The sequence below is a fragment of the Streptomyces sp. NPDC059255 genome, from assembly GCF_042752355.1.
Classification (GTDB): domain Bacteria; phylum Actinomycetota; class Actinomycetes; order Streptomycetales; family Streptomycetaceae; genus Streptomyces.
In genome coordinates this window covers 172,687-197,679 of the sequence record NZ_JBHYZP010000005.1, presented here as the reverse complement: position 1 = coordinate 197,679, position 24,993 = coordinate 172,687, and the positions used below count along the sequence as shown (strand labels likewise).

The 24,993-nt window shown below is 70.6% G+C and carries 21 protein-coding genes; 11 read left to right on the top strand and 10 right to left on the bottom strand.

Annotated features, from left to right (window positions below):
- Window positions 1-174 precede the first annotated feature (174 nt).
- The gene (locus ACFXKG_RS09690; protein ID WP_384834972.1) at window positions 175-1,128 is read right to left on the bottom strand and encodes an oxidoreductase; all 954 of its coding nucleotides are present in this window, start codon (window positions 1,126-1,128) and stop codon (window positions 175-177) included.
- Window positions 1,129-1,230: 102 nt separating this feature from the next.
- Between ACFXKG_RS09690 and ACFXKG_RS09685 the strand changes: the two genes are divergently transcribed.
- On the top strand, window positions 1,231-2,217 hold the full coding sequence (locus ACFXKG_RS09685; protein ID WP_384834969.1) for an ATP-binding protein: 987 nt from the start codon (window positions 1,231-1,233) through the stop codon (window positions 2,215-2,217).
- A gap of 19 nt (window positions 2,218-2,236) precedes the next feature.
- Here the strand turns inward: ACFXKG_RS09685 and ACFXKG_RS09680 are convergent, their stop codons facing one another.
- Window positions 2,237-3,517 carry a hypothetical protein gene (locus ACFXKG_RS09680; protein ID WP_384834965.1) on the bottom strand — a complete coding sequence of 427 codons (1,281 nt, stop codon included), beginning with the start codon at window positions 3,515-3,517 and terminating at the stop codon, window positions 2,237-2,239.
- A 268-nt stretch (window positions 3,518-3,785) separates the two neighbouring features.
- Between ACFXKG_RS09680 and ACFXKG_RS09675 the strand changes: the two genes are divergently transcribed.
- The 6 genes from ACFXKG_RS09675 (at window position 3,786) to ACFXKG_RS09650 (ending at window position 11,950) form a co-directional block, all read left to right on the top strand.
- A complete protein-coding gene (locus ACFXKG_RS09675) occupies window positions 3,786-6,116 on the top strand; it encodes a bifunctional SulP family inorganic anion transporter/carbonic anhydrase (RefSeq protein WP_384834962.1) in 2,331 nt (776 codons plus the stop codon).
- 351 nt (window positions 6,117-6,467) lie between these two features.
- The gene (acs, locus tag ACFXKG_RS09670; RefSeq protein ID WP_384834960.1) at window positions 6,468-8,426 is read left to right on the top strand and encodes an acetate--CoA ligase; all 1,959 of its coding nucleotides are present in this window, start codon (window positions 6,468-6,470) and stop codon (window positions 8,424-8,426) included.
- Window positions 8,427-8,643: 217 nt separating this feature from the next.
- On the top strand, window positions 8,644-10,038 hold the full coding sequence (nhaA, locus tag ACFXKG_RS09665; RefSeq protein WP_384834957.1) for a Na+/H+ antiporter NhaA: 1,395 nt from the start codon (window positions 8,644-8,646) through the stop codon (window positions 10,036-10,038).
- A gap of 84 nt (window positions 10,039-10,122) precedes the next feature.
- Window positions 10,123-10,617 (top strand): phage holin family protein, encoded by a 495-nt coding sequence (locus ACFXKG_RS09660; RefSeq protein ID WP_384834954.1) that lies wholly within the window; start codon window positions 10,123-10,125, stop codon window positions 10,615-10,617.
- Window positions 10,614-11,606, top strand: a complete 993-nt coding sequence (locus ACFXKG_RS09655) for an alpha/beta fold hydrolase (protein ID WP_384834951.1) — start codon at window positions 10,614-10,616, stop codon at window positions 11,604-11,606. The genes ACFXKG_RS09660 and ACFXKG_RS09655 overlap by 4 nt, the downstream gene beginning before the upstream one ends.
- Window positions 11,607-11,770: 164 nt before the next feature.
- A complete protein-coding gene (locus tag ACFXKG_RS09650) occupies window positions 11,771-11,950 on the top strand; it encodes a hypothetical protein (RefSeq protein ID WP_365806278.1) in 180 nt (59 codons plus the stop codon).
- A gap of 56 nt (window positions 11,951-12,006) precedes the next feature.
- Here ACFXKG_RS09650 and ACFXKG_RS09645 read toward each other — a convergent pair whose 3' ends face one another.
- The 3 genes from ACFXKG_RS09645 to nth all read right to left on the bottom strand — a co-directional run bounded on the left by ACFXKG_RS09645 (window position 12,007) and on the right by nth (window position 15,116).
- Window positions 12,007-13,206 carry a MarP family serine protease gene (locus tag ACFXKG_RS09645; protein ID WP_384834947.1) on the bottom strand — a complete coding sequence of 400 codons (1,200 nt, stop codon included), beginning with the start codon at window positions 13,204-13,206 and terminating at the stop codon, window positions 12,007-12,009.
- Between the two features lie 74 nt (window positions 13,207-13,280).
- A complete protein-coding gene (locus ACFXKG_RS09640) occupies window positions 13,281-14,105 on the bottom strand; it encodes an NUDIX hydrolase (protein ID WP_384834944.1) in 825 nt (274 codons plus the stop codon).
- Between the two features lie 147 nt (window positions 14,106-14,252).
- Complete coding sequence (gene nth, locus ACFXKG_RS09635) at window positions 14,253-15,116, bottom strand: endonuclease III (RefSeq protein ID WP_384834942.1); 864 nt, start codon at window positions 15,114-15,116, stop codon at window positions 14,253-14,255.
- Window positions 15,117-15,468: 352 nt separating this feature from the next.
- Between nth and ACFXKG_RS09630 the strand changes: the two genes are divergently transcribed.
- Window positions 15,469-16,143, top strand: coding sequence for a Crp/Fnr family transcriptional regulator (locus tag ACFXKG_RS09630; RefSeq protein WP_015034542.1), 675 nt, complete (start codon window positions 15,469-15,471; stop codon window positions 16,141-16,143).
- 115 nt (window positions 16,144-16,258) lie between these two features.
- On the opposite strand, the gene ACFXKG_RS09625 is transcribed toward ACFXKG_RS09630, so the two are convergent.
- The 4 genes from ACFXKG_RS09625 to ACFXKG_RS09610 form a co-directional block, all read right to left on the bottom strand.
- Window positions 16,259-17,095, bottom strand: a complete 837-nt coding sequence (locus ACFXKG_RS09625; RefSeq protein WP_384834938.1) for an MBL fold metallo-hydrolase — start codon at window positions 17,093-17,095, stop codon at window positions 16,259-16,261.
- Entirely contained in the window at window positions 17,092-18,165 is a 1,074-nt protein-coding gene (locus ACFXKG_RS09620) for an NUDIX hydrolase (RefSeq protein ID WP_384834935.1), read from the bottom strand. Before ACFXKG_RS09620 ends, ACFXKG_RS09625 begins: the two co-directional genes overlap by 4 nt.
- Window positions 18,166-18,342: 177 nt before the next feature.
- Window positions 18,343-18,813: a RidA family protein gene (locus ACFXKG_RS09615; protein ID WP_384834932.1), complete on the bottom strand. Its 471-nt coding sequence runs from the start codon at window positions 18,811-18,813 to the stop codon at window positions 18,343-18,345.
- A complete protein-coding gene (locus ACFXKG_RS09610) occupies window positions 18,810-18,971 on the bottom strand; it encodes a DUF4177 domain-containing protein (RefSeq protein WP_106965770.1) in 162 nt (53 codons plus the stop codon). The genes ACFXKG_RS09615 and ACFXKG_RS09610 overlap by 4 nt, the downstream gene beginning before the upstream one ends.
- 71 nt (window positions 18,972-19,042) lie before the next feature.
- On the opposite strand from ACFXKG_RS09610, the gene ACFXKG_RS09605 reads away from it, so the two are divergent.
- Window positions 19,043-20,008 (top strand): ArsA family ATPase, encoded by a 966-nt coding sequence (locus ACFXKG_RS09605; RefSeq protein WP_384834929.1) that lies wholly within the window; start codon window positions 19,043-19,045, stop codon window positions 20,006-20,008.
- Window positions 20,005-21,465 (top strand): ArsA family ATPase, encoded by a 1,461-nt coding sequence (locus tag ACFXKG_RS09600; protein WP_384834926.1) that lies wholly within the window; start codon window positions 20,005-20,007, stop codon window positions 21,463-21,465. The genes ACFXKG_RS09605 and ACFXKG_RS09600 overlap by 4 nt, the downstream gene beginning before the upstream one ends.
- Before the next feature lie 343 nt (window positions 21,466-21,808).
- Here the strand turns inward: ACFXKG_RS09600 and ACFXKG_RS09595 are convergent, their stop codons facing one another.
- Window positions 21,809-22,153: a WhiB family transcriptional regulator gene (locus tag ACFXKG_RS09595; protein WP_030353248.1), complete on the bottom strand. Its 345-nt coding sequence runs from the start codon at window positions 22,151-22,153 to the stop codon at window positions 21,809-21,811.
- Between the two features lie 397 nt (window positions 22,154-22,550).
- Here ACFXKG_RS09595 and ACFXKG_RS09590 point away from each other — a divergent pair, with 397 nt between their 5' ends.
- Entirely contained in the window at window positions 22,551-24,839 is a 2,289-nt protein-coding gene (locus tag ACFXKG_RS09590; protein ID WP_384834922.1) for a transglycosylase domain-containing protein, read from the top strand.
- The last annotated feature ends 154 nt before the right edge of the window (window positions 24,840-24,993 follow it).

Sequence of the window (24,993 nt, the reverse complement as noted above, 5' to 3'; positions counted from 1 at the left end):
AAAGTACCCGACCTGATGGGCAAATACACGAGGACGCTTGGTAACTCGACGGACATGCCAGCGGCGGTGCCCCCACGGTACCGCCGCAACTTCGTTCGGGGCATGGACAGCAGGCTGCCCCCAGGACGAAACGCGGCGAAACGCGACGGGCAGGACGGACGGGGAGGCCGGGCCTCAGGCCGCGCCCCGTTGCAGGGCCTCGCAGACGGCCGTGGACTCCCGTACCCCCAGCTCGACGGCGCGACCGCAGTGCGCGATCCACGTCGCCATGCCCTCCGGAGTCCCGGTCAGATAACCGTCAAAGGCGGCCGCGTACGCCGCGCGCCCCAGCTCGGCGTGACCGACCTCCGCCGGGCAGATCGACTTGGGGTCGAGACCGCTGCCGATCAGCACGATGCGCTCGGCCGCCCGCGCCACCAGGCCGTTGTACGACCCGAAGGGGCGCAGCGCCAGCAGTTCCCCGTGCACCACCGCGGCCGTCACCAGCGCGGGCGCCGCGCTGGTCGCGATCACCAGCCGGGCCAGTCCGTCCAGCCGTGCGGCCACCTCGTCCGCGCCCGGCAACGGCGCCTCGGCCCACGGCCCCGCGGCCGGCGCCCCCTCGGGCAACGCCCCGTCGGGCAGCAGCGCTCCGGCACCGGAAACCGCAGGGCCGGAAGCCGCGAGGTCGGAACCGGGCGCCTCCACGACCGGTTCACCCGCCAGCCGGGGCCGCCCCACGGTGCGGTCGGACACCCCGGCACCGCCGGCCGCCACCAGGTGCAGCCGGGCCAGCACCCGGAGCGGCGACTGCGACCAGATGGAGAGCAACTGGCCCGCCTCGGCGTTCAGCCGCAGGGCGGCACCGACCGTACGCGCCTCGGCGTCCGACCCGAAATCGCTGCGTCGGCGCACCTCTTCGAGCGCCCAGTCCGCTCCGGACAGCGCGGCGGAACCGCGCGCCGCCCGCAGGGCCGCCTCGGAGGTGACCTCGCCTCCGCGACGCCGCATCACTCGGTGGCCGTACACCCGGTCGACGGCCTTTCGCACGGAGTCCACGGCGTCGGGGACGCCCGGCAGAGCCGCCAGGGTGGCCAGGGGGTCCTCCGGCCATGGCGCGGAGGAAGCGTCAGAGGCTGTCGTACTCATAAGTAGCGAGGCTACGCGCCCCGCGCGTACGCCCCACCTTGGAGTGGTCTTCTCCACACAAGCACCTCACCCGCAGCGAGAATGCGGCTACCCTACGTGAACATGAAGATCGCTTTCGTGGGGAAGGGCGGCAGCGGCAAGACGACGCTGTCCTCGCTCTTCATCCGCCACCTGACCGCCAACGAGGCCCCCGTCGTCGCAGTGGACGCCGACATCAACCAGCATCTCGGAGCCGCGCTCGGCCTCGACGACACAGCAGCCGCGACACTGCCCGCGATGGGGGCACACCTGCCGCTGATCAAGGAGTATCTGCGGGGCACCAACCCGCGGATCTCCTCGGCGGACTCGATGATCAAGACAACGCCGCCGGGCGAGGGATCGCGGCTGCTGCGGGTCTGCGAGAACAACCCGGTGTACGACGCGTGCGCCCGCCCCGTGGCTCTCGACGACGGCGAGATCCGGCTGATGGCCACCGGCCCGTTCTCGGAGTCCGATCTGGGCGTGGCCTGCTACCACTCGAAGGTCGGCGCGGTCGAGCTGTGCCTGAACCACCTCGTCGACGGGCCCCACGAGTACGTGGTCGTCGACATGACGGCCGGCTCGGACTCCTTCGCCTCCGGGATGTTCACCCGGTTCGACATGACGTTCCTGGTCGCCGAGCCGACCCGCAAGGGCGTGTCGGTCTACCGCCAGTACAAGGAGTACGCACGGGACTTCGGGATCTCGCTCAAGGTCGTCGGCAACAAGGTCCAGGGCCGGGACGACGTGGAGTTCCTCCGCGACGAGGTGGGCGAGGACCTGCTCGTCACGGTCGGCCACTCCGAGTGGGTACGGGCGATGGAGAAGGGCCGACCCGCCCGGTTCGAACTGCTGGAGGCGGACAACCGCTGCGCGCTCCAGACGATGCAGGACACGGCGGAGGACTCGTACGAGCTGCGCGACTGGGAGCGGTACACCCGGCAGATGGTCCACTTCCACCTCAGGAACGCCGAGAACTGGGGCAACGCGAAGACGGGTGTCGACCTGGCCGCCCAGGTCGACCCCGCCTTCGTCCTCAGCGAAGCACTCGCCCTGCCCCAGCCCTCCTGACGAGAAGCCGGCCGGCCGCTCAGCTTCCCGCGGAAGCCGCCGGGGATGCCGAGGCGGCCGGGGAGGCGGAGTTCATGGGGGCGGTGGCCGCCGTGTAGGCCGCCCAGCCGCCCTTCGGGGCCTCGCCCACGCCGAGGCCCCGCAGCTTCTCCAGGGTCGCCGGGTCCTGCGCGTCCAGCCAGTCCACAAGCTGGCGGAAGGTCACGCACTGCACGTCCTTCTGGGTGCAGACCGTCTTGATGGTCTCCTCGACGGCGCGCATGTACGTGCCGCCGTTCCAGGACTCGAAGTGGTTGCCGATGATCAGCGGGGCCCGGTTGCCCGCGTAGGCACGGTCGAACGCCTGGAGCAGGCCGTCACGCATCTGGTTGCCCCAGTACGTGTGCTGCGATTCTTCGCCGCTCGACTCCCCCGACTGGTTGTACATGAAGTTGTAGTCCATCGAGAGCGTCTCGAACTCGCGGCCCGGCACCGGGACGAGCTGGAGCGGGACATCCCACAGCCCCTCCTTCTTCTTCGGCCAGACCTGGTTGCCGATGCCGCTGGAGTCGTAGCGGAAGCCGAGCTCCCGGCCGGCCCGCATCGCGTTCTTCTGGCCCTCCAGGCACGGCGTACGGGCGCCGATCAGCTCCTTGTCGTAGTCGAAGGGCAGCGGGGCCTCGTCCTGGAGGCCCGCGTTGGTCTTCCAGCCTTTCACGAACGACTTGGCCTGGTTGATCTCGCTCTTCCACTCGTCGACGGACCAGGTGCCGACGCCGCCCTCGTTGCCGCAGAAGTGGCCGTTGAAGTGGGTGCCGATCTCATTGCCCTCGCTCCAGGCGGCCCGCACCTCGCGCAGGGTGTCCTTGATCCCCTTGGTGTCGTTGAAGCCGATGTCCGACTGGCCGGGCAGGTGCTTCGGCGGTTCGTACTGCTGGGCCTTCTCCTCGGGGAGCAGGTAGACGCCGCTCAGGAAGTACGTCATCTTCGCGTTGTACTTCCGGGCCACCTCCCGGAAGTGCGAGAAGAGCTGCTGGCTGTCCTCGCCCGCGCCGTCCCACGAGAACACCACGAACTGCGGGGGCTTCTGGCCGGGCTTCAGCCGCTGCGGCGCGGAGAGATGCGGCTGCGCACCGGTGAACGCGGTCGAGCCGTCACCGATGAGCCGTACGGCGTTCTGCGCTCCGGGCGCCCCCTTCTCCGCCTGGGTGCCCTTCGCCGCCCCCTCCCTGGCGCCCTGGGCACCGGAGCATCCGGCGAGACCGACGGCGAGCGCCATGACAGCCGCGCCGAAGGAGATCCGTTTTGTGGCGGCCAGCATCCGCCCACCTCTTCCTTCAGATTCCGTACCGAAGTGCCGAGCGGCGACTGCCGACGCGGCGTCGAGCGCGGACAACCTCGCACCGAGACCGATAAGAAGAAGAAACGACAAGCCGGACAAAATGACTAATCGCTACCCCGAGTGAATAACTAGTCCATTTGCCCGAAATGACCTACATAAATCTTTACCCTCCATTACGATCCGTTTACCAAGAGTTGAACCGGGCGCCGAACAGGTGTCCGCCAGCCGCCCGGAGGGGACGGAAATCATGACCGCCTGCGTTCCCAGTCAGACCGACCGTCCCGCCCGCCCCGCGCCGCCGGGCGGCCACAGGTTCCGGATCGCCGGGGCCGATCTCTCCGCGTCCATCTCCGTCTTCCTGATCGCGCTCCCGCTCTCCCTGGGCATCGCGCTCGCCACCGGCGCACCACTCCAGGCGGGCCTGGTGGCCGCCGCGGTCGGGGGGCTGGTCGTGGGCCGGTTCGGCGGAGCGCCGCTCCAGGTCAGCGGGCCGGCGGCCGGGCTCACCGTCGTCACCGCCGACTTGATCCAGCGGTACGGCTGGCGCACCACCTGCGCCATCACCATCTGCGCGGGCCTCGCCCAACTCGGCCTCGCCGCGCTGCGGGTGGCCCGCTCCGCACTCGCCGTCAGCCCGGCGATCGTCCACGGCATGCTCGCGGGAATCGGTGTGACGATCGCCCTCGCCCAGCTGCACATCGTGCTCGGCGGTTCGCCGCAGAGCTCCGCCGTCTCCAACGTGCGCGGGCTGCCCGCACAGTTGGCCAACCTGCATCCCGGCGCGCTCTTCGTGAGCGCCCTGACGGTCGCGGTGCTGCTCCTGTGGCCGCGTATCCCGGGGAACGCGGGCCGGGTGGTGCGGAAGATCCCGGCCGCGCTCGCCGCGGTGGCCCTCGCGACCACGGCGGCGGCTCTCGCCGGGCTGCGGCTGGAACGGGGCGACCTGCCGTCCTGGAGCAGTCACGCCCTGCCCGAACTGCCCGAGGGACCGGCGCTCGGGCTGCTCGCCGCCGTCCTCACGATCACTCTCGTCGCCAGCGTCGAATCGCTCCTCTCCGCGGTCGCCGTGGACAAACTGGTGGCCGCGCGCAAGACACCCGGCATCCGGATCCCGCGCGCCCGGCTCGACCGGGAGCTGGCCGGACAGGGCGCGGGGAATCTGCTCTCCGGCGCGCTCGGCGGCCTCCCCGTCACCGGGGTCGCCGTGCGCAGCTCCGCCAATGTCGCCGCCGGGGCGGTGAGCCGGAGCTCGACGATGCTGCACGGCCTGTGGATCGCGGTGGCGGCCCTGCTGCTCGTGCCCGTGCTCGATCTGATCCCGCTGGCGGCCCTCGCCGCGCTGGTGATGGTCGTCGGGGTCCAGATGGTGAACATCACGCATCTGCGCAGCGTGCGCCGGAACCGGGAGATGCTGGTGTACGCGGTGACGATCACCGCCGTGGTGCTCACCGGAGTGCTGGAGGGGGTCGTGATCGGCATCGCCGTGGCCGTGGCGGTCGCGCTGCACCGGCTGGCGAGAACACGGATCACGGTGGAGGAGCGCGACGGCGTCCACCGGGTGCGGGCCCGGGGCCAGTTGACCTTCCTCGCCGTGCCGAGACTCAGCCGGATGCTGCACCAGATCCCGCAGGAGGCCAGATGCGTGGTGGAGCTGGACGGGTCGTTCATGGATCACGCGGCGTACGAGGCTCTGCACGACTGGCGCACCGCGCACATCGCCCAGGGTGGTGCGGCCGAGTTCACCGGCCGGGAGGGCGGCAGCATCGCGGAGCCGCCCTCCGGTGAGCCGCATGTCTGCTGCGGCCCCTGGACGCCGTGGCGCAATCACCACCGGAGCGGCGATGAGGCCCCGTGGTCGGGCGGGCTGCAACTGGCCAGCGGGCTCAGCTTCTTCCAGCGCAATACGGCCCCGCTGGTGCGCGGCGAGCTGGCGCGGCTGGCGCGCGAGGGCCAGCGCCCCTCCCAGCTCTTCCTCACCTGCGCCGACTCCCGGCTGGTCACGAGCATGATCACATCCAGCGGCCCGGGCGACCTCTTCACCGTACGGAACGTGGGGAATCTGGTGCCCCTGCCGGGGGCCGACAGCGCCGACGACTGTGTGGCGGCCGCGATCGAGTACGCCGTGGACGTGCTGCGCGTGGAGTCGATCACCGTCTGCGGTCACTCGGGGTGCGGCGCGATGCAGGCCCTGCTGAACACGCCCGAGCAGCGTCCCGGCGACCCCGACGCGCCGGGGACCCCACTGACGCGGTGGCTGCGCCACGGGCAGCCCAGCCTGGCGCGGATGAAGAGCCGTCAGCACGCGTGGGCCGGGATCTCCGGACGGCCGACGGACGACGTGGTCGAGCAGCTCTGTCTGACCAATGTGATCCAGCAGCTGGAGCATCTCCGGGCCCATGAGGCGGTCGCGCGCGCACTCGCCGAGAACCGGCTGGCGCTGCACGGCATGTACTTCCACGTCGGCGAGGCCCAGGCGTACCTGCTGGCGGACGGCGCCGGGGCGGGCGCGGCCGACGCCCTGGACGAGGAAGTGTTCAACCGGGTCTCGCCCACCGAACGGGAGGAGTCGCGCGCCTGAACCGTCCGCGTACCGCATCCGTGAGAGTGTGTGGCCCCTTCCCTCCTCTTCCCACGCACCTGTCCGAGGGAAGAGGGCCGCTCCCGCCCGGCAGGGCACCGGGCGGGAGGCCGGGTCGGGAGGGCCACGCGCGGGTAACCGGGCGGCCGGGGGCCTGCAGAGAAGCCCCTTGTCACCCGGTCGTTCGCCTGATGAGCTAGTGGCGCGACCGGCACTCTTCGCCCGCGACGGGCAGAGCGTGCCGGACGGGGCACCGGCCCCGGGACACATAGGACGCTAGGACGCCCTGGGAAAGGGAGATGTCGTGAGCAACGAAAGCCTGGCCAATCTTCTCAAGGAGGAGACGGGACGATGAGCGAGACTTCATCCCTCTCCAACCTGCTCAAGGAGGAGCGGCGGTTCGCCCCGCCGGCCGAGCTGGCCGCGCACGCCAATGTGACGGCGGAGGCGTACGAGCGGGCCGAGGCGGACAGGCTTGGCTTCTGGACCGAGCAGGCGAGGCGGCTCACCTGGGTCACCGAGCCGACCGAGACGCTCGACTGGTCGAACCCCCCGTTCGCGAAGTGGTTCGCCGACGGGGAGCTGAACGTCGCGTACAACTGTGTCGACCGCCATGTCGAGGCCGGCCACGGTGACCGGGTGGCGATCCACTTCGAGGGCGAGCCCGGTGACAGCCGGACCCTCACCTACGCGGAGCTGAAGGACGAGGTGTCGCGGGCCGCGAACGCCCTCACCGAGCTGGGTGTCCGCACCGGGGACCGGGTCGCCGTCTATCTGCCGATGATCCCCGAGGCCGCGATCGCCATGCTGGCGTGCGCCCGGATCGGGGCCGCGCACTCGGTGGTCTTCGGCGGCTTCTCCGCCGACGCCGTCGCCTCCCGTATCCAGGACGCCGACGCCAAGCTGGTCATCACCTCCGACGGCGGGTACCGCCGCGGGAAGCCGACCGCGCTCAAGCCGGCCATCGACGAGGCCGTCGCCAAGTGCCCGCAGGTCGAGCACGTCCTCGTGGTGCGCCGTACCGGGCAGGACACCGCCTTCGACAGCGCGCGGGACGTGTGGTGGCACGAGATCGTGGGCCGCCAGTCCAAGGAGCACACCCCGGAGGCGTTCGGCGCGGAGCACCCGCTCTTCATCCTCTACACCTCCGGCACGACGGGTAAGCCGAAGGGCATCCTGCACACCTCGGGCGGCTACCTCACCCAGACGGCCTACACGCACCACGCGGTCTTCGACCTCAAGCCGGAGACGGACGTGTACTGGTGCACGGCCGACATCGGCTGGGTGACCGGCCACTCGTACATCGTGTACGGGCCGCTCGCCAACGGCGCCACCCAGGTGATGTACGAGGGCACCCCCGACACCCCGCACCAGGGACGGTTCTGGGAGATCGTCCAGAAGTACGGGGTGACGATCCTCTACACCGCGCCGACCGCGATCCGTACGTTCATGAAGTGGGGCGACGACATCCCCGCCAAGTTCGATCTGTCGTCCCTGCGCGTGCTGGGCTCGGTCGGCGAGCCGATCAACCCCGAGGCGTGGGTCTGGTACCGCGAGCACATCGGCGCGGGCAGCACCCCGGTCGTGGACACCTGGTGGCAGACCGAGACCGGCGCCATGATGATCTCCCCGCTCCCCGGGGTGACGGCGACGAAGCCGGGCTCCGCGCAGCGTGCCCTGCCCGGCATCTCCGCCACGGTCGTGGACGACGAGGGGCGTGAAGTGCCCGACGGGGGCGGCGGCTATCTCGTCCTCACCGAGCCGTGGCCGTCGATGCTCCGCACCATCTGGGGCGACGACCAGCGGTTCCTCGACACGTACTGGTCGCGTTTCGAGGGCCGGTACTTCGCCGGGGACGGCGCCAAGAAGGACGACGACGGCGACATCTGGCTGCTGGGCCGCGTCGACGACGTCATGCTGGTCTCCGGCCACAACATCTCCACGACCGAGGTCGAGTCCGCCCTCGTCTCCCACCCCAAGGTCGCCGAGGCGGCGGTCGTCGGCGCCGCCGACGCCACCACCGGCCAGGCCATCGTTGCCTTCGTGATCCTGCGCGGCACCGCCTCCGCGGACGACGGCCTGGTGGCCGAATTGCGGAACCACGTCAGCAGTGTGCTGGGCCCGATCGCCAAGCCCAAGCGGATCCTTCCGGTCGCCGAACTGCCGAAGACCCGCTCCGGCAAGATCATGCGGCGTCTGCTGCGGGATGTCGCCGAGGACCGCCAGCTCGGCGATGTCACCACCCTCACCGACTCCTCCGTCATGGAGCTGATCCAGACCCAGCTCCCCACCGCGACCAGCGAGGACTGAGCGCACGCGGCCCGGGTACAGGGGCAGCGGCTTCTGTACCCGGTCCGTCACGACCCGGTCCGTCACGCGGACCGCACCCCGGGCGCCCCGTTCGACGCGTCCGGGTAGGGTGAGGAACGCGTCAAAAAATGAACAAGAACTCCACAGGGGCGCCGGGAAGTCTGGTCGGCATGTGATACGTCATGCCCGCCGACCCGACCTGACCGGAGCACACCGAATGCCCGCGCCCACGCCCGTACGCACGTTCCTCGGACGGCTCTCGCTCCCCGAGCGGAACTACCTGGCGGAGCAGCTCCGTACCGAAACCGTCGGCGGTGTGCTGCTGCTCGTCGCCGCCGTCGCCGCTCTCGTCTGGGCGAACACCCCCCTCAGCGGCAGCTACGACGCCGTACGCACATTTCATCTCGGGCCCGGCTCGCTCGGCCTCGACCTCTCCGTGCAGCACTGGGCCGCCGATGGCCTGCTCGCCCTCTTCTTCTTCGTCGCCGGCATCGAACTCAAGCGTGAACTCGTGGCCGGGGAACTGCGCGACCCGAAGGCCGCCGCCCTCCCCGTCATCGCCGCGCTCTCCGGTATGGCCGCGCCCGCCCTGGTGTACGTGCTGGTCAACACGGTGAGCGGCGGTTCGCTCGACGGCTGGGCCGTGCCCGTCGCCACCGACATCGCCTTCGCCCTCGCCGTCCTCGCGGTCCTCGGCACATCCCTGCCGTCCGCGCTGCGCGCCTTCCTCCTCACGCTCGCCGTCGTCGACGACCTCTTCGCCATCCTGATCATCGCCGTCTTCTTCACGAGCGAGCTGGACTTCCTGGCCCTCGGCGGTGCCTTCGCGGGCCTCGCCGTCTTCTGGCTGCTGCTGCGCACGGGGGTGCGCGGCTGGTACGTGTACGTCCCGCTGGCCCTGGTCATCTGGGGGCTGATGTACAACAGCGGCGTCCACGCCACCATCGCCGGGGTCGCGATGGGGCTGATGCTGCGCTGCACCCGCCGGGAGGGCGAGGAGCAGTCCCCCGGGGAGCACATCGAGCATCTCGTCCGCCCTCTTTCCGCGGGCCTGGCGGTGCCGCTGTTCGCGCTCTTCTCGGCGGGCGTCGCGGTCTCCGGCGGCGCGCTCGGCCGGGTCTTCACCGAGCCGGAGACCCTCGGGGTGGTCCTGGGGCTGGTGGTCGGCAAGGCGATCGGCATCTTCGGCGGTACGTGGCTGGCCGTACGGTTCACCCGCGCCGAGCTGAACGAGGACCTGGCCTGGCCCGATGTCTTCGCCCTCGCCACGCTCGCCGGGATCGGGTTCACCGTCTCGCTGCTCATCGGTGAGCTGGCCTTCGCCGGCGATCCCGGGCTCACCGACGAGGTGAAGGCCGCGGTGCTGACGGGCTCCCTGATCGCCGCCGTACTGGCAGGGATCCTGCTCAAGATGCGGGTCCGTGAGTACCGCGCGCTGTACGAGGCGGAGGAACTCGACGAGGACCGGGACGGCATCCCCGACATCTACGAACAGGACGATCCGGCGTACCACTTGCGGATGGCCGCGCTGTACGAGGCGAAGGCCGCGGAACACCGACGGCTGGCGGAACACGCGGGGGCGGCGCGCGATGACGGCGCCGGTCCGGCATGATCGGACATCCGACGCACCTGCGAGCCGCAGACGGACCGACCTGCGATCCGCAGACGAGAAGAGCGAGAAGGTAGGGAGTCACCGATGAGCGACCCCGGCATGCACGTCGCCGACGCCGTCACGACCGGCACCGTTGTCGAGGCCGGCGGTGCGGACCGCAGTATCGGTCAGCTGGTCGCCTCGGCGACCGCCGAGATGTCCGCGCTGGTGCACGATGAGATCGCCCTGGTCAAGGCGGAGGTCCGGCAGGACGTCAAGCGCGGGGTCGCGGGTAGCGCGGCCATCGCCATCGCCGCGGTGTTCGCGCTGTTCGCACTGCCGGTGCTGAGCTTCGCCGCCGCGTACGGGATCCACAATCTGGGGCTGGGCCTGGCCTGGTCGTTCCTGATCGTGGGCGCCGCGTTCCTGGTGATCGCCGGGCTGCTGGCCTTCATCGCGCTGCGGAAGTTCAAGAAGGTCAAGCCGCCGGAGAAGTCGATCGCCTCGGCCAAGCAGACCGCCGCCGTGCTCCAGAATGTGAAGCCCCACCCCCGCGAGGTCGGGGAAAGCTCCAAGACTGTGGCACGCTCGACTGCATGACCGCCCCTGATTCCGAGCCCGGCGTCACTCCCGGTTCGACCCCGGCGAGTTCGCCGGAACCGGCCCGGCCCGCACCGGCGCCGGGTTCTGCCGTACGCCTCGACGGGCCCTGGACCCATCGCGACGTCGCGGCCAACGGCGCGCGCTTCCACATCGCCGAGATGGGCGACGGGCCGCTGGTGCTGCTGCTGCACGGCTTCCCGCAGTTCTGGTGGACCTGGCGGCACCAGCTCCCGGCGCTCGCGGAGGCCGGGTACCGGGCGGTCGCGATGGATCTGCGCGGGGTGGGCGGCAGCGACCGTACGCCGCGCGGGTACGACCCCGCCAATCTGGCCCTCGACATCACGGGCGTGGTGCGCTCCCTCGGCGAGCCCGACGCCGCGCTCGTCGGCCATGATCTGGGCGGCTACCTCGCCTGGACGGCGGCGGTGATGCGGCCCAAGCTGGTGCGCCGGCTGGCGGTCTCCTCGATGCCGCACCCGCGCCGCTGGCGCTCGGCGATGCTCTCCGACTTCTCGCAGAGCCGGGCCGGCTCGTACATCTGGGGTTTCCAGCGGCCGTGGCTGCCGGAGCGTCAACTGCTCGCCGACGACGCGGCGCTGGTGGGGCGGCTGATCCGGGACTGGTCGGGGCCCCGGCTGCCCGACGACGAGACCGTCGAGGTCTACCGGCGGGCGATGACCATTCCGTCCACGGCGCACTGCTCGATCGAGCCGTACCGCTGGATGGTGCGGTCGATGGCGCGCCCCGACGGCATCCAGTTCAACCGGCGGATGAAACGGCCCGTGCGGGTGCCGACCCTGCAGCTCCACGGGTCACTCGATCCGGCGATGCGTACGCGCAGCACGGCCGGGTCTGCGGAGTACGTGGAGGCGCCGTACCGCTGGCGGCTGTTCGACGGTCTGGGACACTTCCCGCACGAGGAGGATCCGGCGGCGTTCTCGTCGGAGCTCATCAACTGGCTCAAGGACCCCGAACCGGACCGTTGAACGGCCGGACGGCGGTGGAAGTGACCGGCGCGCAGACCGGCGCACACCCCATTGGGCGAACGTCACGAACGCTTGTCCTATGAACAGCCAAATGCCGCGCGCATAGGCCGATTGGCCGCCTCGGGCGCGGTTACCGACCATGGGGCACGGGCAGACGTCGGTGTATGGGCTGGACGCACGACTACGGTGACGCAGCACGCAACCGCCGCTCGGCCTCGGGGCCGATCACCCGCAGAAGGGGCGGCTCCGAAGATCAGGGCCATGATGCCCGGCTCGGCATTTCGCTGATTCTCCGCCGCAGGGCGCGCTGGGTCTCGGCCCGGCTGCGCCATCAACGCGGCTAGGGTCGCGGCGCCCCGGCCGCGAGCGGCCGTGGCACGCACCCCTGGTGCGCCCTCTTCTAGAGCGCGCACCCCTCGGTGTCGACCTGCTGGTTCGCGGTCCGGCCGAGGGTGATGTCGTCGCGGATCTCGTCGACCGTCAGGGCGTAGCCCGTGTCGGCGTCGTCGAGCGACCTGGCGAAGATCACTCCGTACACCTCGCCCTCCGGGGTGAGGAGCGGGCCGCCGGAGTTGCCCTGGCGCACGGTCGCGAAGAGCGAGTAGACGCCGCGCTGGACCTCACCGCGGCGGTAGATGTCGGGGCCGTTGGCGTCGATGGTGCCGCGGACGCGGGCGGAGCGGACGTCGTACGCGCCGTTCTCCGGGAAGCCGGCGACAATCGCGTCGTCCCGGCTGGCCGCGCTCTCCTCGCTGAACCGGAGCGGTGCGGCCGGGAGATCCGGCACGTCCAGTACGGCGATGTCGCGCCGCCAGTCGTAGACGACGACCTTGGCGTCGTACAGCTTGCCCTCGCCGCCGATCTGGACCGTCGGCTCGCTCACGCCGCCGACCACGTGCGCGTTGGTCATCACCCGGCGGTCGGCGAAGACGAAGCCGGAGCCTTCGAGGACCTTGCCGCAACTCTGGGCCGTGCCGACGACCTTGACGATGGACTTCTTGGCGCGGGCCGCGACCGGGCTGCCGGCGAGCGCCGGGTCCGGGGGCGTGACCTCGGGGATGGGCTCGTTGGCGAACGGGCTGAAGACCTGCGGGAAGCCGTTCTGCGCGAGGACGGACGAGAAGTCCGTGAACCAGGTCGACGCCTCCGTGGGCATGACCTGGGAGACGCCGGTGAGCACCTTCGAACCGCGGACCTCCTTGCCGAGCGTCGGCAGGGACGTACCGGCGAGGGCGGAGCCGATCAGCCAGGCGACCAGCAGCATGGCCACGACGTTGACCAGCGCGCCCCCCGTCGCGTCCAGGGCACGGGCGGGGGACCAAGTGATGTAGCGGCGGAGTCTGTTGCCGAGGTGTGTGGTGAACGCCTGCCCCACCGAGGCGCAGACGATCACTATGACGACCGCCACGACCGCGGCCGTCGTGGAGACCTCGGAGTCCTGGGTGAGCTTGGCCCAGACCACCGGGAGGAGGTAGACGGCGACGAGACCGCCGCCGAGGAAGCCGATCACCGAAAGGACGCCGACGACGAACCCCTGGCGGTAGCCCACGACGGCGAACCAGACGGCGGCGAGCAGCAGCAGGATGTCCAGCACGTTCACCGTCAATAGCCTCGCTTGCCTCGCGGAAATGTCTCCGGTCGCCCCGGACCGGGCCAGGGCACTGGGTCAGCCTTTCATGCACGCCAGTCGAGCGGGACCTGCCGGGAGCGGTCCCACGGCCGCTCCCATCCGGCGTGATGCAGGATCCCGTCGATCACCCCGGCGGTGAACCCCCAGACCAGGGCCGACTCGACCAGGAAGGCGGGTCCTTGGTGGCCTCGGGGGTGGCGGGCGGTCGCGCGGTTGGCCGGGTCCGTCAGCGCCTCCACGGGGACCGTGAAGACGCGGGCCGTCTCCGCCGGGTCGACGACTCCGACCGGGGTCGGCGCCCGCCACCAGCCGAGGACGGGCGTCACCACGAAGCCGCTCACGGGGATGTAGAGCCTGGGCAGCACGCCGAAGAGCTGGACGCCCGCCGGATCGAGGCCGGTCTCCTCCTCGGCCTCCCGCAGGGCCGCGCGCAGCGGGCCCGTGGTGGCCGGATCGCCGTCCTCGGGGTCGAGGGCACCGCCGGGGAACGCGGGCTGTCCCGCGTGCGAGCGCAGGCTGCTGGCCCGTTCCATGAGCAGCAGCTCCGGTCCCCGGTCGCCCTCGCCGAAGAGGATCAGCACGGCTGACTGGCGGCCGGCGCCGCTCTCCGGCGGCAGGAAGCGGCTGAGCTGCTCGCCCTGGACGTTACGGGCAGCGCCGGCGACCGGCGCCAGCCATGCGGGCAGCCCGTCGGCGGTCACGGCGATGTCGTCCGCCGACGGGTCGTCGGCCCCGCTGCGGCGAGCCCGGCCGTCGTGGGCCCCGCCGGCGTAGGTCCCGCCGTCGTGGGCCTCACCGGCTCGGGTCCCGCCGTCGTGGGTCCCCCTGCCGTGGGTCCCGCTGCTGTAGGTCTCTCTAGCGCGCGTCATGAGCACCCCCGTCGTACAACGCCGACCATCGGCCGGATCGTTCCGCCCCCGTCCGGCTCCACTCGATCGTGTGTTCCACTCGGCCGCCCCGGCCCGCTGCGCCCCGCACCTTCATACGGCCCCATACGGCGCGCCTCCTCCACCTGCTCAATCGCGCGGCGCCGGGGCGGCGGGCGGCGCCGGCCGGCCGGGGTAGTCGGCGGGCGGGCTCAGGCGCTGGCCCGGGTAGCCGCCCAACTCGTACTTGAGCAGCTTGCGCGCCTTCTCCGGATCGGTCTCGCCCTCCCCGTACGAGGGGCAGAGCGGCGCGATCGGACAGGCGCCGCACGCGGGCTTGCGGGAGTGGCAGACCCGGCGCCCGTGGAAGATCACGCGGTGCGAGAGCATCGTCCACTCGCTCTTGGGGAAGATCTCGGCGATCTCCGCCTCGACCTTCTCCGGGTCCTCCTGCTCCGTCCACTTCCACCGCCGGACGAGCCGGCCGAAGTGCGTGTCCACGGTCAGCCCGGGGACACCGAACGCGTTGCCGAGCACCACATTGGCGGTCTTGCGGCCGACGCCCGGCAGCGTCACCAGATCGGCCAGCCGGCCCGGCACCTCGCCGTCGAACCGGTCCCGGAGGGCGGTGGAGAGCCCTATCAGCGACCTGGTCTTGGCGCGGAAGAAGCCCGTCGGCCGGATGACCTCCTCCAGCTCCTCCGGCACGGCCGCGGCCATGTCCTCGGGCGTCGGATACTTCGCGAAGAGCGCGGGCGTCGTCTGGTTGACCCGGAGGTCGGTCGTCTGGGCCGACAGGACCGTCGCGACGAGCAGTTCGAACGGGTTCCGGAAATCAAGCTCGGGATGGGCGTACGGATAGACCTCGGCCAGCTCGCGGTTGATCCGGCGGGCCCTGCGGACCATCGCCAGCCGCGATTCCGGTCCGGCCTTGGCCCCGGTCACGGCGGGCGACGCCTTGCCTTTTGTACCTTTTGTGGCTTTTTTCGGTTTCGCCGAAGGCTGTTCGCCCACAGCGGAATTACGCTCCGCGGACACTCTTCCAGCCCCCTTGGCCTGCGCTGTCACCGGCGAGTTGGACACCCGGCCAGCGTAAAGCCCGCCACCGACATCCGCCCCGGCCATGGCGGATCACCACCCGAATCGGCCCTCCGGGCACGGTGTGGCACGTACGTACGTCAAACTTGTGACTGATCGCACGGTTTCGAACAGCTGATTCGAACAAACGGATCTCGGTGAAGGGTGGAGAAAGCCCGGGATGCCGAGCCACCCGAGAAGAAGCAGCACGTACGGCATCATGGGGACCACGGTCCCCTGAGCAGGTGGGGACCATGGTTCCCTGAGCAGGTCGACAAGGAGAGAACACGTGGACGACGTTCTGCGGCGTGCCCCGCTCTTCGCGGCGCTCGATGACGAGCAGGCGGCGGAGCTCCGCGCCTCGATGAGTGAAGCGACGCTGGCGCGCGGTGACGCGCTGTTCCACGAGGGCGACCCCGGCGACCGCCTCTACGTGGTCACCGAAGGCAAGGTCAAGCTCCACCGGACGTCCCCCGACGGCCGGGAGAACATGCTGGCGGTGCTCGGCCCCGGCGAGCTGATCGGCGAGCTGTCCCTCTTCGACCCGGGCCCGCGCACCGCGACCGCGACCGCGCTCACCGAGGTCAAGCTCCTCGGCCTGGGCCACGGCGACCTCCAGCCCTGGCTGAACGCCCGCCCCGAGGTGGCCACGGCGCTGCTGCGTGCCGTCGCGCGACGGCTGCGCAAGACGAACGACCAGATGTCCGACCTGGTCTTCTCCGACGTTCCCGGCCGCGTGGCGCGGGCGCTCCTCGACCTGTCGCGCCGCTTCGGCGTGCAGTCGGAGGAGGGCATCCACGTCGTCCACGACCTGACCCAGGAAGAGCTGGCCCAGCTCGTCGGCGCCTCGCGCGAGACGGTGAACAAGGCGCTCGCGGACTTCGCCCAGCGCGGCTGGCTGCGGCTGGAGGCGCGCGCGGTGATCCTGCTGGACGTGGAGCGCCTCGCGAAGCGTTCGCGCTGAGCGACAGAGCCGCTGAGCGACCGGGCCGCTGAGCCGCTGAGCCGAAGTTCAGCGGATGGGCCCCGCCATGATGGCGGGGCCCTTCCGCATGCCCGTGGTGCGTGCCCGGGGCCCGCTACTCCGGGATGAGGCCGTGTTCGCGCAGATAGTCGAGCTGTGCGCGTACGGACAGCTCGGCGGCGGGCCACAGGGAGCGGTCCACCTCCGCGTACACGTGCGCCACGACCTCCGCGGGGGTGCGGTGGCCGTTCTCGACCGCGGTCTCGATCTGGGCGAGCCGGTTGGCCCGATGCGCGAGATAGAACTCGACGGCGCCCTGCGCGTCGTCGAGGACCGGGCCGTGGCCCGGCAGGACCGTGTCCACACCGTCGTCGACCGTGAGCGAGCGCAGCCTGCGCAGCGAGTCGAGGTAGTCGCCGAGCCTGCCGTCCGGGTGCGCGACGAGCGTCGTACCGCGCCCCAGGACCGTGTCTCCCGTCAACACCGCGCGGTCGGCCGGCAGATGGAAGCAGAGCGAGTCGGAGGTGTGGCCGGGGGTGGGCACGACCCGCAGCTCCAGCCCGCCGGTGGTGACGACGTCCCCGGCCGCCAGCCCCTCGTCCCCGAGCCGCAGGGCCGGATCCAGGGCGCGGACGCCGGTACGGGTCAGAGCCGCGAAGCGCGCCGCGCCCTCCGCATGGTCCGGGTGGCCGTGGGTGAGCAGGGTCAGCGCGACCCGCTTCCCGGCCCGCTCGGCGGCGCTGATGACCGCCTTGAGGTGGGCGTCGTCCAGCGGCCCCGGGTCGATCACGACCGCCAGGTCCGAGCCGGGCTCCGAGACGATCCAGGTGTTGGTGCCGTCGAGCGTCATCGGGGAGGGGTTCGGGGCGAGGACGTTCACGGCGTGGGCGGTGGCGGGGCCGGAGAGCACTCCGCCGCGCGGCTGGCCGGGGAGGAGCGCTGCGTCGCTCATCGGGGACCTCCGGCCGGGTGCTGCTCGCCGTGGGTGTTCGGGCCGTGGGTGTTCGGGCCGGGGACGTCCGGGCCGGGGGCGTTCGAGTCGTACGCGGGTGCCCGGTCGACGCGCTTGGTGAACTCGTCGTGCCCCGGCCAGCTCAGGACCAGTTCCCCGCCCTCCATCCGGGCCGTGGCCAGCACGGGCGTCAGATCACGCCCCGCGGCCCCGGCGAGCGCGCCGGCGGCCGTACCGTAAGGCTGGAGCTGACGGAGCGTCGCGATGGTAGGCGGCATCATCAGCAGCTCCCCCTTGTCGTACGCCTCCGTCGCCTCGGACGGCCTGATCCACACCGTACGGTCGGCCTCGGTCGAGGCGTTCCTGGTCCGCTGCCCCGGCGGCAGGGCGGCCACGAAGAACCAGGTGTCGTAGCGGCGCGGCTCGAACTCCGGGGTGATCCAGCGGGCCCACGCGCCGAGCAGATCGCTGCGCAGGACCAGGCCGCGCCGGTCGAGGAATTCAGCGAAGGAGAGCTCCCGGTCGACGAGGGCGGCGCGGTCGGCCTCCCAGCCGTCCCGGTCGGCGTCGCGAGCGGCAGCACTGTCGGCGTTACGGGCGGCGCCGCGGTCCGCATCAGCGTCGTCGCCAGGGGTGCCGCCTCCCCCGTCGGCGGCGGCGCCGATGTCACCGACGACGGTGTCCGCGGTCTCCCCCGCGAGCAGGACACCCGCCTCCTCGTACGTCTCGCGTACCGCCGCGCAGACGATGGCCTGCGCGGACGCCGGGTCCACGCCGAGCCGCCGCGCCCATACGTCGCGGCCGGGCCCCGCCCAGCGGACGAGGCGGTCGTCGTCCCTGGGGTCGACTCCGCCGCCCGGATACGCGTACGCGCCCGCGGCGAAGGCCATCGAGGCGCGGCGCCGCAGCATGTGGACGGCGGGACCACCGGGAACGCCGGGGCCGCCGGGATCGTCGCGCAGGAGCATCACCGTCGCGGCCCGCCGGGGAGTCACCGCGGTGATCTCACCGGTGGCGAGGGCACGGATCCGCTCGGGCCATTCGGGCGGGTACCACTGACCATTGGACATGGCCGGATGCTATGCGCTGGCGGGAGGATGTTCGAGAGGCACCCGGTCACGCGTCGCCCCTCGCGTACGCGGAGAGGCCCCGCCCCGTACGTGCCGTACCGCACGTACCGAACGGGACCTCTCAGGGTCACGAGGCCGGACCACCGGGGACCGGCTCCACGCATAGCTCTGGGTCAGTCAGTCCTGGGTCAGTTCCACCTGGATCTCGACCTCGACCGGCGCGTCCAGCGGCAGCACCGCCACGCCCACGGCGCTGCGCGCGTGCACGCCCTTGTCGCCGAGGACCTGGCCCAGCAGCTCGCTCGCGCCGTTGACGACGCCCGGCTGGCCGGTGAAGTCCGCGGCCGAGGCGACGAAGCCGGTGACCTTCACCACGCGCGCGATCCGGTCCAGGTCGCCGACGACCGACTTCACGGCGGCGAGGGCGTTCAGCGCGCAGGTGCGGGCCAGCTCCTTGGCCTCCTCCGCGGTGACCTCGGCGCCCACCTTGCCGGTGACCGGAAGCTTGCCGTCCACCATCGGGATCTGGCCCGAGGTGTAGACGTACGCGCCCGACCGTACGGCCGGCTGGTAGGCGGCCAGCGGCGGTACGACCTCGGGCAGCGTCAGCCCCAGCCCGGCGAGGGCGGCGTCGACGGTGCCGCTCATGCGCCCTTCTCCCGCTTCAGGTAGGCCACCAACTGCTCGGGGTTGTTCGGCCCGGGGACGACCTGGACGAGCTCCCAGCCGTCCTCGCCCCAGGTGTCCAGAATCTGCTTGGTCGCGTGCACGAGAAGGGGCACGGTCGCGTATTCCCACTTGGTCATGGGGCGACTGTAGTCGTACCGGGTGGCAGCCTCGTGCGTAGCCCGCGGCCTTACTGGTTAGGCTCGAATACGTGAGCAGGCTCCAGGTCGTCAGCGGCAAGGGCGGTACCGGTAAGACGACGGTCGCCGCCGCCCTCGCGCTCGCCCTCGCGACCGAGGGCAAGCGCACCCTTCTCGTCGAGGTCGAGGGCAGACAGGGCATCGCACAGCTCTTCGAGACGGAAGCCCTTCCTTACGAGGAACGGAAGATCGCCGTCGCTTCGGGCGGCGGTGAGGTGTACGCGCTGGCCATCGACGCCGAGCGCGCCCTCCTCGACTATCTCCAGATGTTCTACAAGCTCGGCAGCGCGGGGCGGGCGCTCAAGAAGATCGGCGCGATCGACTTCGCGACGACGATCGCGCCCGGCGTCCGGGACGTGCTGCTGACCGGCAAGGCGTGCGAGGCCGTACGCCGACGGGACAAGCAGGGACGTTTCACTTACGACTACGTCGTGATGGACGCGCCGCCCACGGGCCGCATCACCCGCTTCCTCAATGTGAACGACGAGGTGGCGGGGCTGGCGAAGATAGGCCCGATACACAATCAGGCGCAGGCGGTGATGCGGGTCCTGAAGTCGCCGGAGACGGCGGTGCATCTGGTGACGCTGCTGGAGGAGATGCCCGTCCAGGAGACCGCGGACGGCATCGCCGAGCTGAAGGGCGCCGAGCTGCGGGTCGGCAAGGTGATCGTGAACATGGTGCGTCCGCACCTCCTGGACGAGGCGGCCGTACGCGCCGCGGCGGGGGACCGCCGCAAGGAGGTGGCCAAGGCACTGGCCGCGGCCGGCGTGCCCGCGCCCACGAAGCTGGTCGGGCCGCTGCTCGAACAGGCCGCCGAGCACGCCCAGCGCGTGGAACTGGAGCGCGAACAGCGGGCCGTGCTCGCCAAGCTGGGGCTGCCGGCGTACGAGCTTCCCCTCATCGGGGAGGGGATGGACCTCGCCGGTCTCTACCGGCTGGCGGGAGAGCTACGGGAACTTGGTGAGGTCTTCGCATGACGCTGGACTCCGCGGCCGCCCCGCTCGACATCGATCCGCTGCTCGACGACCGGGAGACACGCATCATCGTGTGCTGCGGCTCCGGCGGGGTCGGCAAGACGACGACCGCGGCGGCCCTCGGTGTACGGGCGGCGGAGCGCGGCCGCAAGGTCGTCGTCCTGACCATCGACCCGGCGCGCCGGCTGGCGCAGTCCATGGGGATCGACTCGCTGGACAACACTCCGCGGCAGGTCAAGGGCGTCGAGGGGCCCGGTGAGCTGCACGCGATGATGCTCGACATGAAGCGGACCTTCGACGAGATCGTCGAAGCGCACGCGGACGCGGACCGGGCCCGCGCCATTCTGGAGAACCCGTTCTACCAGTCCCTGTCGGCCGGTTTCGCGGGCACGCAGGAGTACATGGCGATGGAGAAGCTGGGCCAGCTGCGGGCCCGCGACTCCTGGGACCTGATCGTCGTCGACACCCCGCCGTCGCGCTCCGCGCTCGATTTCCTGGACGCGCCGAAGCGGCTCGGGTCCTTCCTCGACGGGAAGTTCATCCGGCTGCTGATGGCCCCCGCGAAGATGGGCGGCCGGGCCGGGATGAAATTCCTCAATGTCGGTATGTCGATGATGACCGGAACGCTGGGAAAGCTGCTGGGCGGTCAGTTCCTGCGCGACGTACAGACGTTCGTGACGGCGATGGACACGATGTTCGGCGGCTTCCGCACCCGCGCGGACGCGACGTACCGGCTGCTCCAGGCGCCCGGCACGGCCTTTCTGGTGGTGGCGGCGCCGGAGCGGGACGCGCTGCGGGAGGCCGCGTACTTCGTGGAGCGGCTGGCGGCCGAGGAGATGCCGCTGGCGGGGCTGGTCCTCAACCGGGTCCACGGGAGCGGGGCGGACCGGCTGTCGGCGGAGCGGGCGCGCGCGGCGGCAGAAAATCTTGAGGAGGGGCGCATGGTGGATCAGATACGGGGGAATGCTCGCAGTGGCGCTACCACCCCGGACAGCTCCTCTCCCGAAGCGTCCGAGCCGCACGGGCTTCATGAAGCCGTCGAGCCCCCCGTAGCCGCCGAGCCAGCCGCCGCGTCAGCCGCCGACGCGGACCGGACCGAGAAGACCCCAGACACGTCAGACAGCCCGGTGACGACGCCGGCTCCACAGACATCAGAGACCCCGGACCCCCCGGAGAGCACCGAGACGTCAAAGACCCCCCGGGACATTCCGGCGGATGTGTCCGTTTCCGCCGCGACGGACGCGCCCCCTTCTGTCACAACTGTGGAACAGCTCACGGCCGGTCTGCTGTATCTGCACGCCGAGCGCATGCAGGTCCTCGCACGCGAGCAGCGCACGCGCGATCGCTTCACCGCGCTCCACCCCGAGGTGGCGGTGGTCGAGGTGGGAGCCCTGCCAGGAGATGTGCACGACCTGGCGGGACTCAGGATGATCGGCGAGCGCCTCGCCTCGGAGGCATAGGGACACGCCTCGCAGGCGTAGGGGCACACGGGGACACGCCGACGGCGCGACTGATCGAGCCGCGCCATACCCGCGTATATGCAATGCGTGCCGCTATGCAATGCGTGCTGTTTGAGACGTGGGACAGGAATGTGGAGCAGTAGCCGGGATTACGCAGACGACATTGCGGGGCCACGGGGATGTATGGCCCCCACAATCCGCGACGCGAGGCATCGTGTTCCTCGCGGTCGCCCGTCCGCACGCCACACTCGGCGCTCCCGACAGGCTCCCGGCCAGGGCGGAGTCCGTTTCGATATCGGTGGGACCGAAACGCATCCGCCCCAGCACCGGGACGGCCAGGGATCTACCCGACCGCCGCGTAGGTCTCGTACGTCTCGTCATCCTCCAAGCCCACGGGCAGCAGACCCGCGCTGCGCTCGTACTCCGTACGCGCCGTTTCCAGCAGTCGGCGCCATGAAGTGACGGTCGGACGCCTGCGCAGCAACGCGCGGCGCTCCCGCTCCGTCATTCCGCCCCACACGCCGAACTCGACGCGGTTGTCGAGCGCGTCTGCCAGGCACTCGGTCCGCACCGGGCATCCGGTGCACACCGCCTTGGCCCTGTTCTGCGCCGCACCCTGTACGAACAGTTCATCTGGATCGGTAGTGCGGCAAGCTGCCTGCGCACTCCAGTCGGTTACCCAGCCCATGCCGGCGCCGTCCTCTCCCGAATCGAGGCTCCCCCACGGCGGCAGCGGCATATTCACCGTTGCCAGTTGAGGACGTTACGGAAGGCGGGCACAGCGCAACACCCCCTTCGGGCCCAATCTTGAATGGCCCGAACGGACTATGCGTACGCGGCAGATCACCCAGGGGAGTGACCCCAGGGCATAAAGGAACAATCCAAAAGAGTCGGGTTATTTCAGTCGAGTCACAACGGACGTCCGACAGCGTATCGGGGTGATTCGGACATCACTTCTCACGTTTCGGGTTCACGGGAAGTTCATCGAGGGCCCTTGATGCATGACCGCACTGCTGTGACAGTTGGGGACAGCTTAGGCCAGAGCCTTGACGCGTGTCCGGCGATTGAGAACGTAGGCTGCCCTCATGCCAAAGAAGCGCTCGGGCGGGGGTCTGACCGGGACCCAGCAGGCCGCCAAGTTCCTCGGTGTCAGTGTGCTGGCGGGAGCGGTCCTCGCCGGAATCGCGCTGCCGGCCTTCGGCGCGCTGGGACTCGCGGCGAAGGGGTCGGTCGAGGGGTTCGACGAAATCCCCGCCAACCTCAAGACTCCGCCGCTGAGTCAGCGCACCACGATCCTGGACGCCCAGGGTGGCCGCATCGCCACCGTCTATTTCCGCGACCGTACCGTCGTGCCGCTCAAGCAGATCTCCCCGTACATGCAGAAGGCGATCGTCGCGATCGAGGACTCGCGCTTCTACGAGCACGGGGCCGTCGACCTCAAGGGTGTACTGCGCGCGGTCAACCGCAACGCGCAGTCGGGCGGCGTCGCGGAGGGCGCCTCGACCCTGACGCAGCAGTACGTGAAGAACGTGTTCGTCGAGGAGGCCGGCGACGACCCGGACAAGGTCGCGCAGGCCACCCAGCAGACCCTGGGCCGCAAGATCCAGGAACTGAAGTACGCGATCCAGGTCGAGGAGGAGCTGGGCAAGAAGAAGATCCTCGAGAACTACCTGAACATCACGTACTTCGGGCAGTCGGCGTACGGGATCGAGGCGGCGTCGCAGCGCTACTTCTCCAAGTCCGCCAAGGACCTGAAGCTGGAAGAGGCGGCCCTCCTCGCGGGCACCGTCCAGTCGCCGACCCGTTACGACCCGATCAACGACGAGGAAGAGGCGACCAAGCGGCGCAACACCGTCCTCCAGCGGATGGCCACCGTCGGCGACATCTCGGCGGCGGAGGCGGACCGTGCCAAGGCCGCGCCGATCGAGTTGAAGGTGAGCCGCCCGGAGAACGGCTGCATCACGGCGGTCAGCGGGGCGGGCTTCTTCTGCGACTACGTGCGCGAGGCCTTCCTGACCAACCCGGTCTTCGGCAAGAGCCGCGAGGAGCGCGCCAAGGTCTGGAGCCAGGGCGGTCTGACGATCCGTACGACGCTGGACCCGCAGGCCCAGTCCTCGGTGCAGGCGTCGATCAAGAGCCACGTCAACAAGAGCGACAAGGTCGCGACGGCTGTGACCCTGGTCGAGCCGGGCACCGGCAAGATCCTGGGCATGGGCCAGTCCAAGCCGTACGGCTTCGGGAAGAACGAGACCCAGATCAACCTCTCGGTCGACCACGGGATGGGCGGCTCGAACTACGGCTTCCCGACCGGTTCGACGTTCAAGCCGTTCCTCGCGACGGCGGCGATCGAGCGCGGGGTCCCGCCGACGCAGTCGTACCCGTCGCCGTACCAGATGCCGTACCCGGCCTCGATCCAGACGTGCAGCGGCAAGCCGTGGGTCAACACCGGCGGCGACACGGCCGAGAACGAGAACGAGTCCGAGGTCGGTCCGTACGCGCTGAAGGAGGCGATGGCCCTCTCGGTCAACACCTACTTCGTGCAGATGATAGGGCAAATCGGACTCTGCCCGGTGACGGAGACGATCTCCAAGCTGGGCGTCGTCCAGGGTGACGGCAAGAAGCTCCCCGAGGCGCCGTCCGCCCTGACCCTGGGCTCGCAGGGCATCTCACCGCTGCGGATGGCCAGCGCGTACGCCGCCTACGCGAACCGCGGCACGTACTGCACGCCGATCGCCATCTCCTCGATCAAGACGGCGGGAGGCGACAGCCTCAAGGTTCCGAAGACGAGCTGCTCGCGGGCGATGAGCGAGAAGACCGCCGACACGATCAACACCCTGCTCAAGGGTGTGGTCGACTCCGGTACCGGTGAGTCGGCCGGTCTGACCAGCCGCGACAACGCGGGCAAGACGGGTACGACGGACCTCAGGAAGAACGCCTGGTTCGTCGGCTACACCCCGAACCTGTCCGGCGCGGTCTGGGTCGGCAGCCCCTCCCAGCAGGTCGAGATGGAGAACATCACCATCGGCGGCACCTACCACGACAAGGTGTTCGGTGGTCAGGTGCCGGGGCCGATCTGGAAGGACGCGGTCACCGGGGCGCTGGAGGGGAAGGAGGCGCCGACCTTCAACACCATCAACATCCCGGACGCGCAGAAGGACAAGGAAAAGGGCCGGGACCGGGACAACCCGGGCGACGGCAACGGCGGCTCCGACAACGGCGGCAACGGGAACGGCGGCGGCAACAGCGGCAACGGCAATGGCGGCAACGGGAACGGCGGCAACGGCGACGGGAAGCCGGGCGGCGGCTTCGACTTCTTCGGCGGCGGCCGTAACGGCGGCGGCAACGGGAACGGCGGCGGCGATGCCTTCCCGTAACCGCGCCCCGCGCTTCTGACCGCGTAACCGACCGGAGGGTGGGCCCCCCACACGCGGGCCCCCCACCGGCGCGGTACGGGCGGCACACCGTCGCCGTCCCCCGCCCCCAGAGACATCAGCCCAGGCTGCCGGCTCGGCCGCAGTCCCCGCGCGA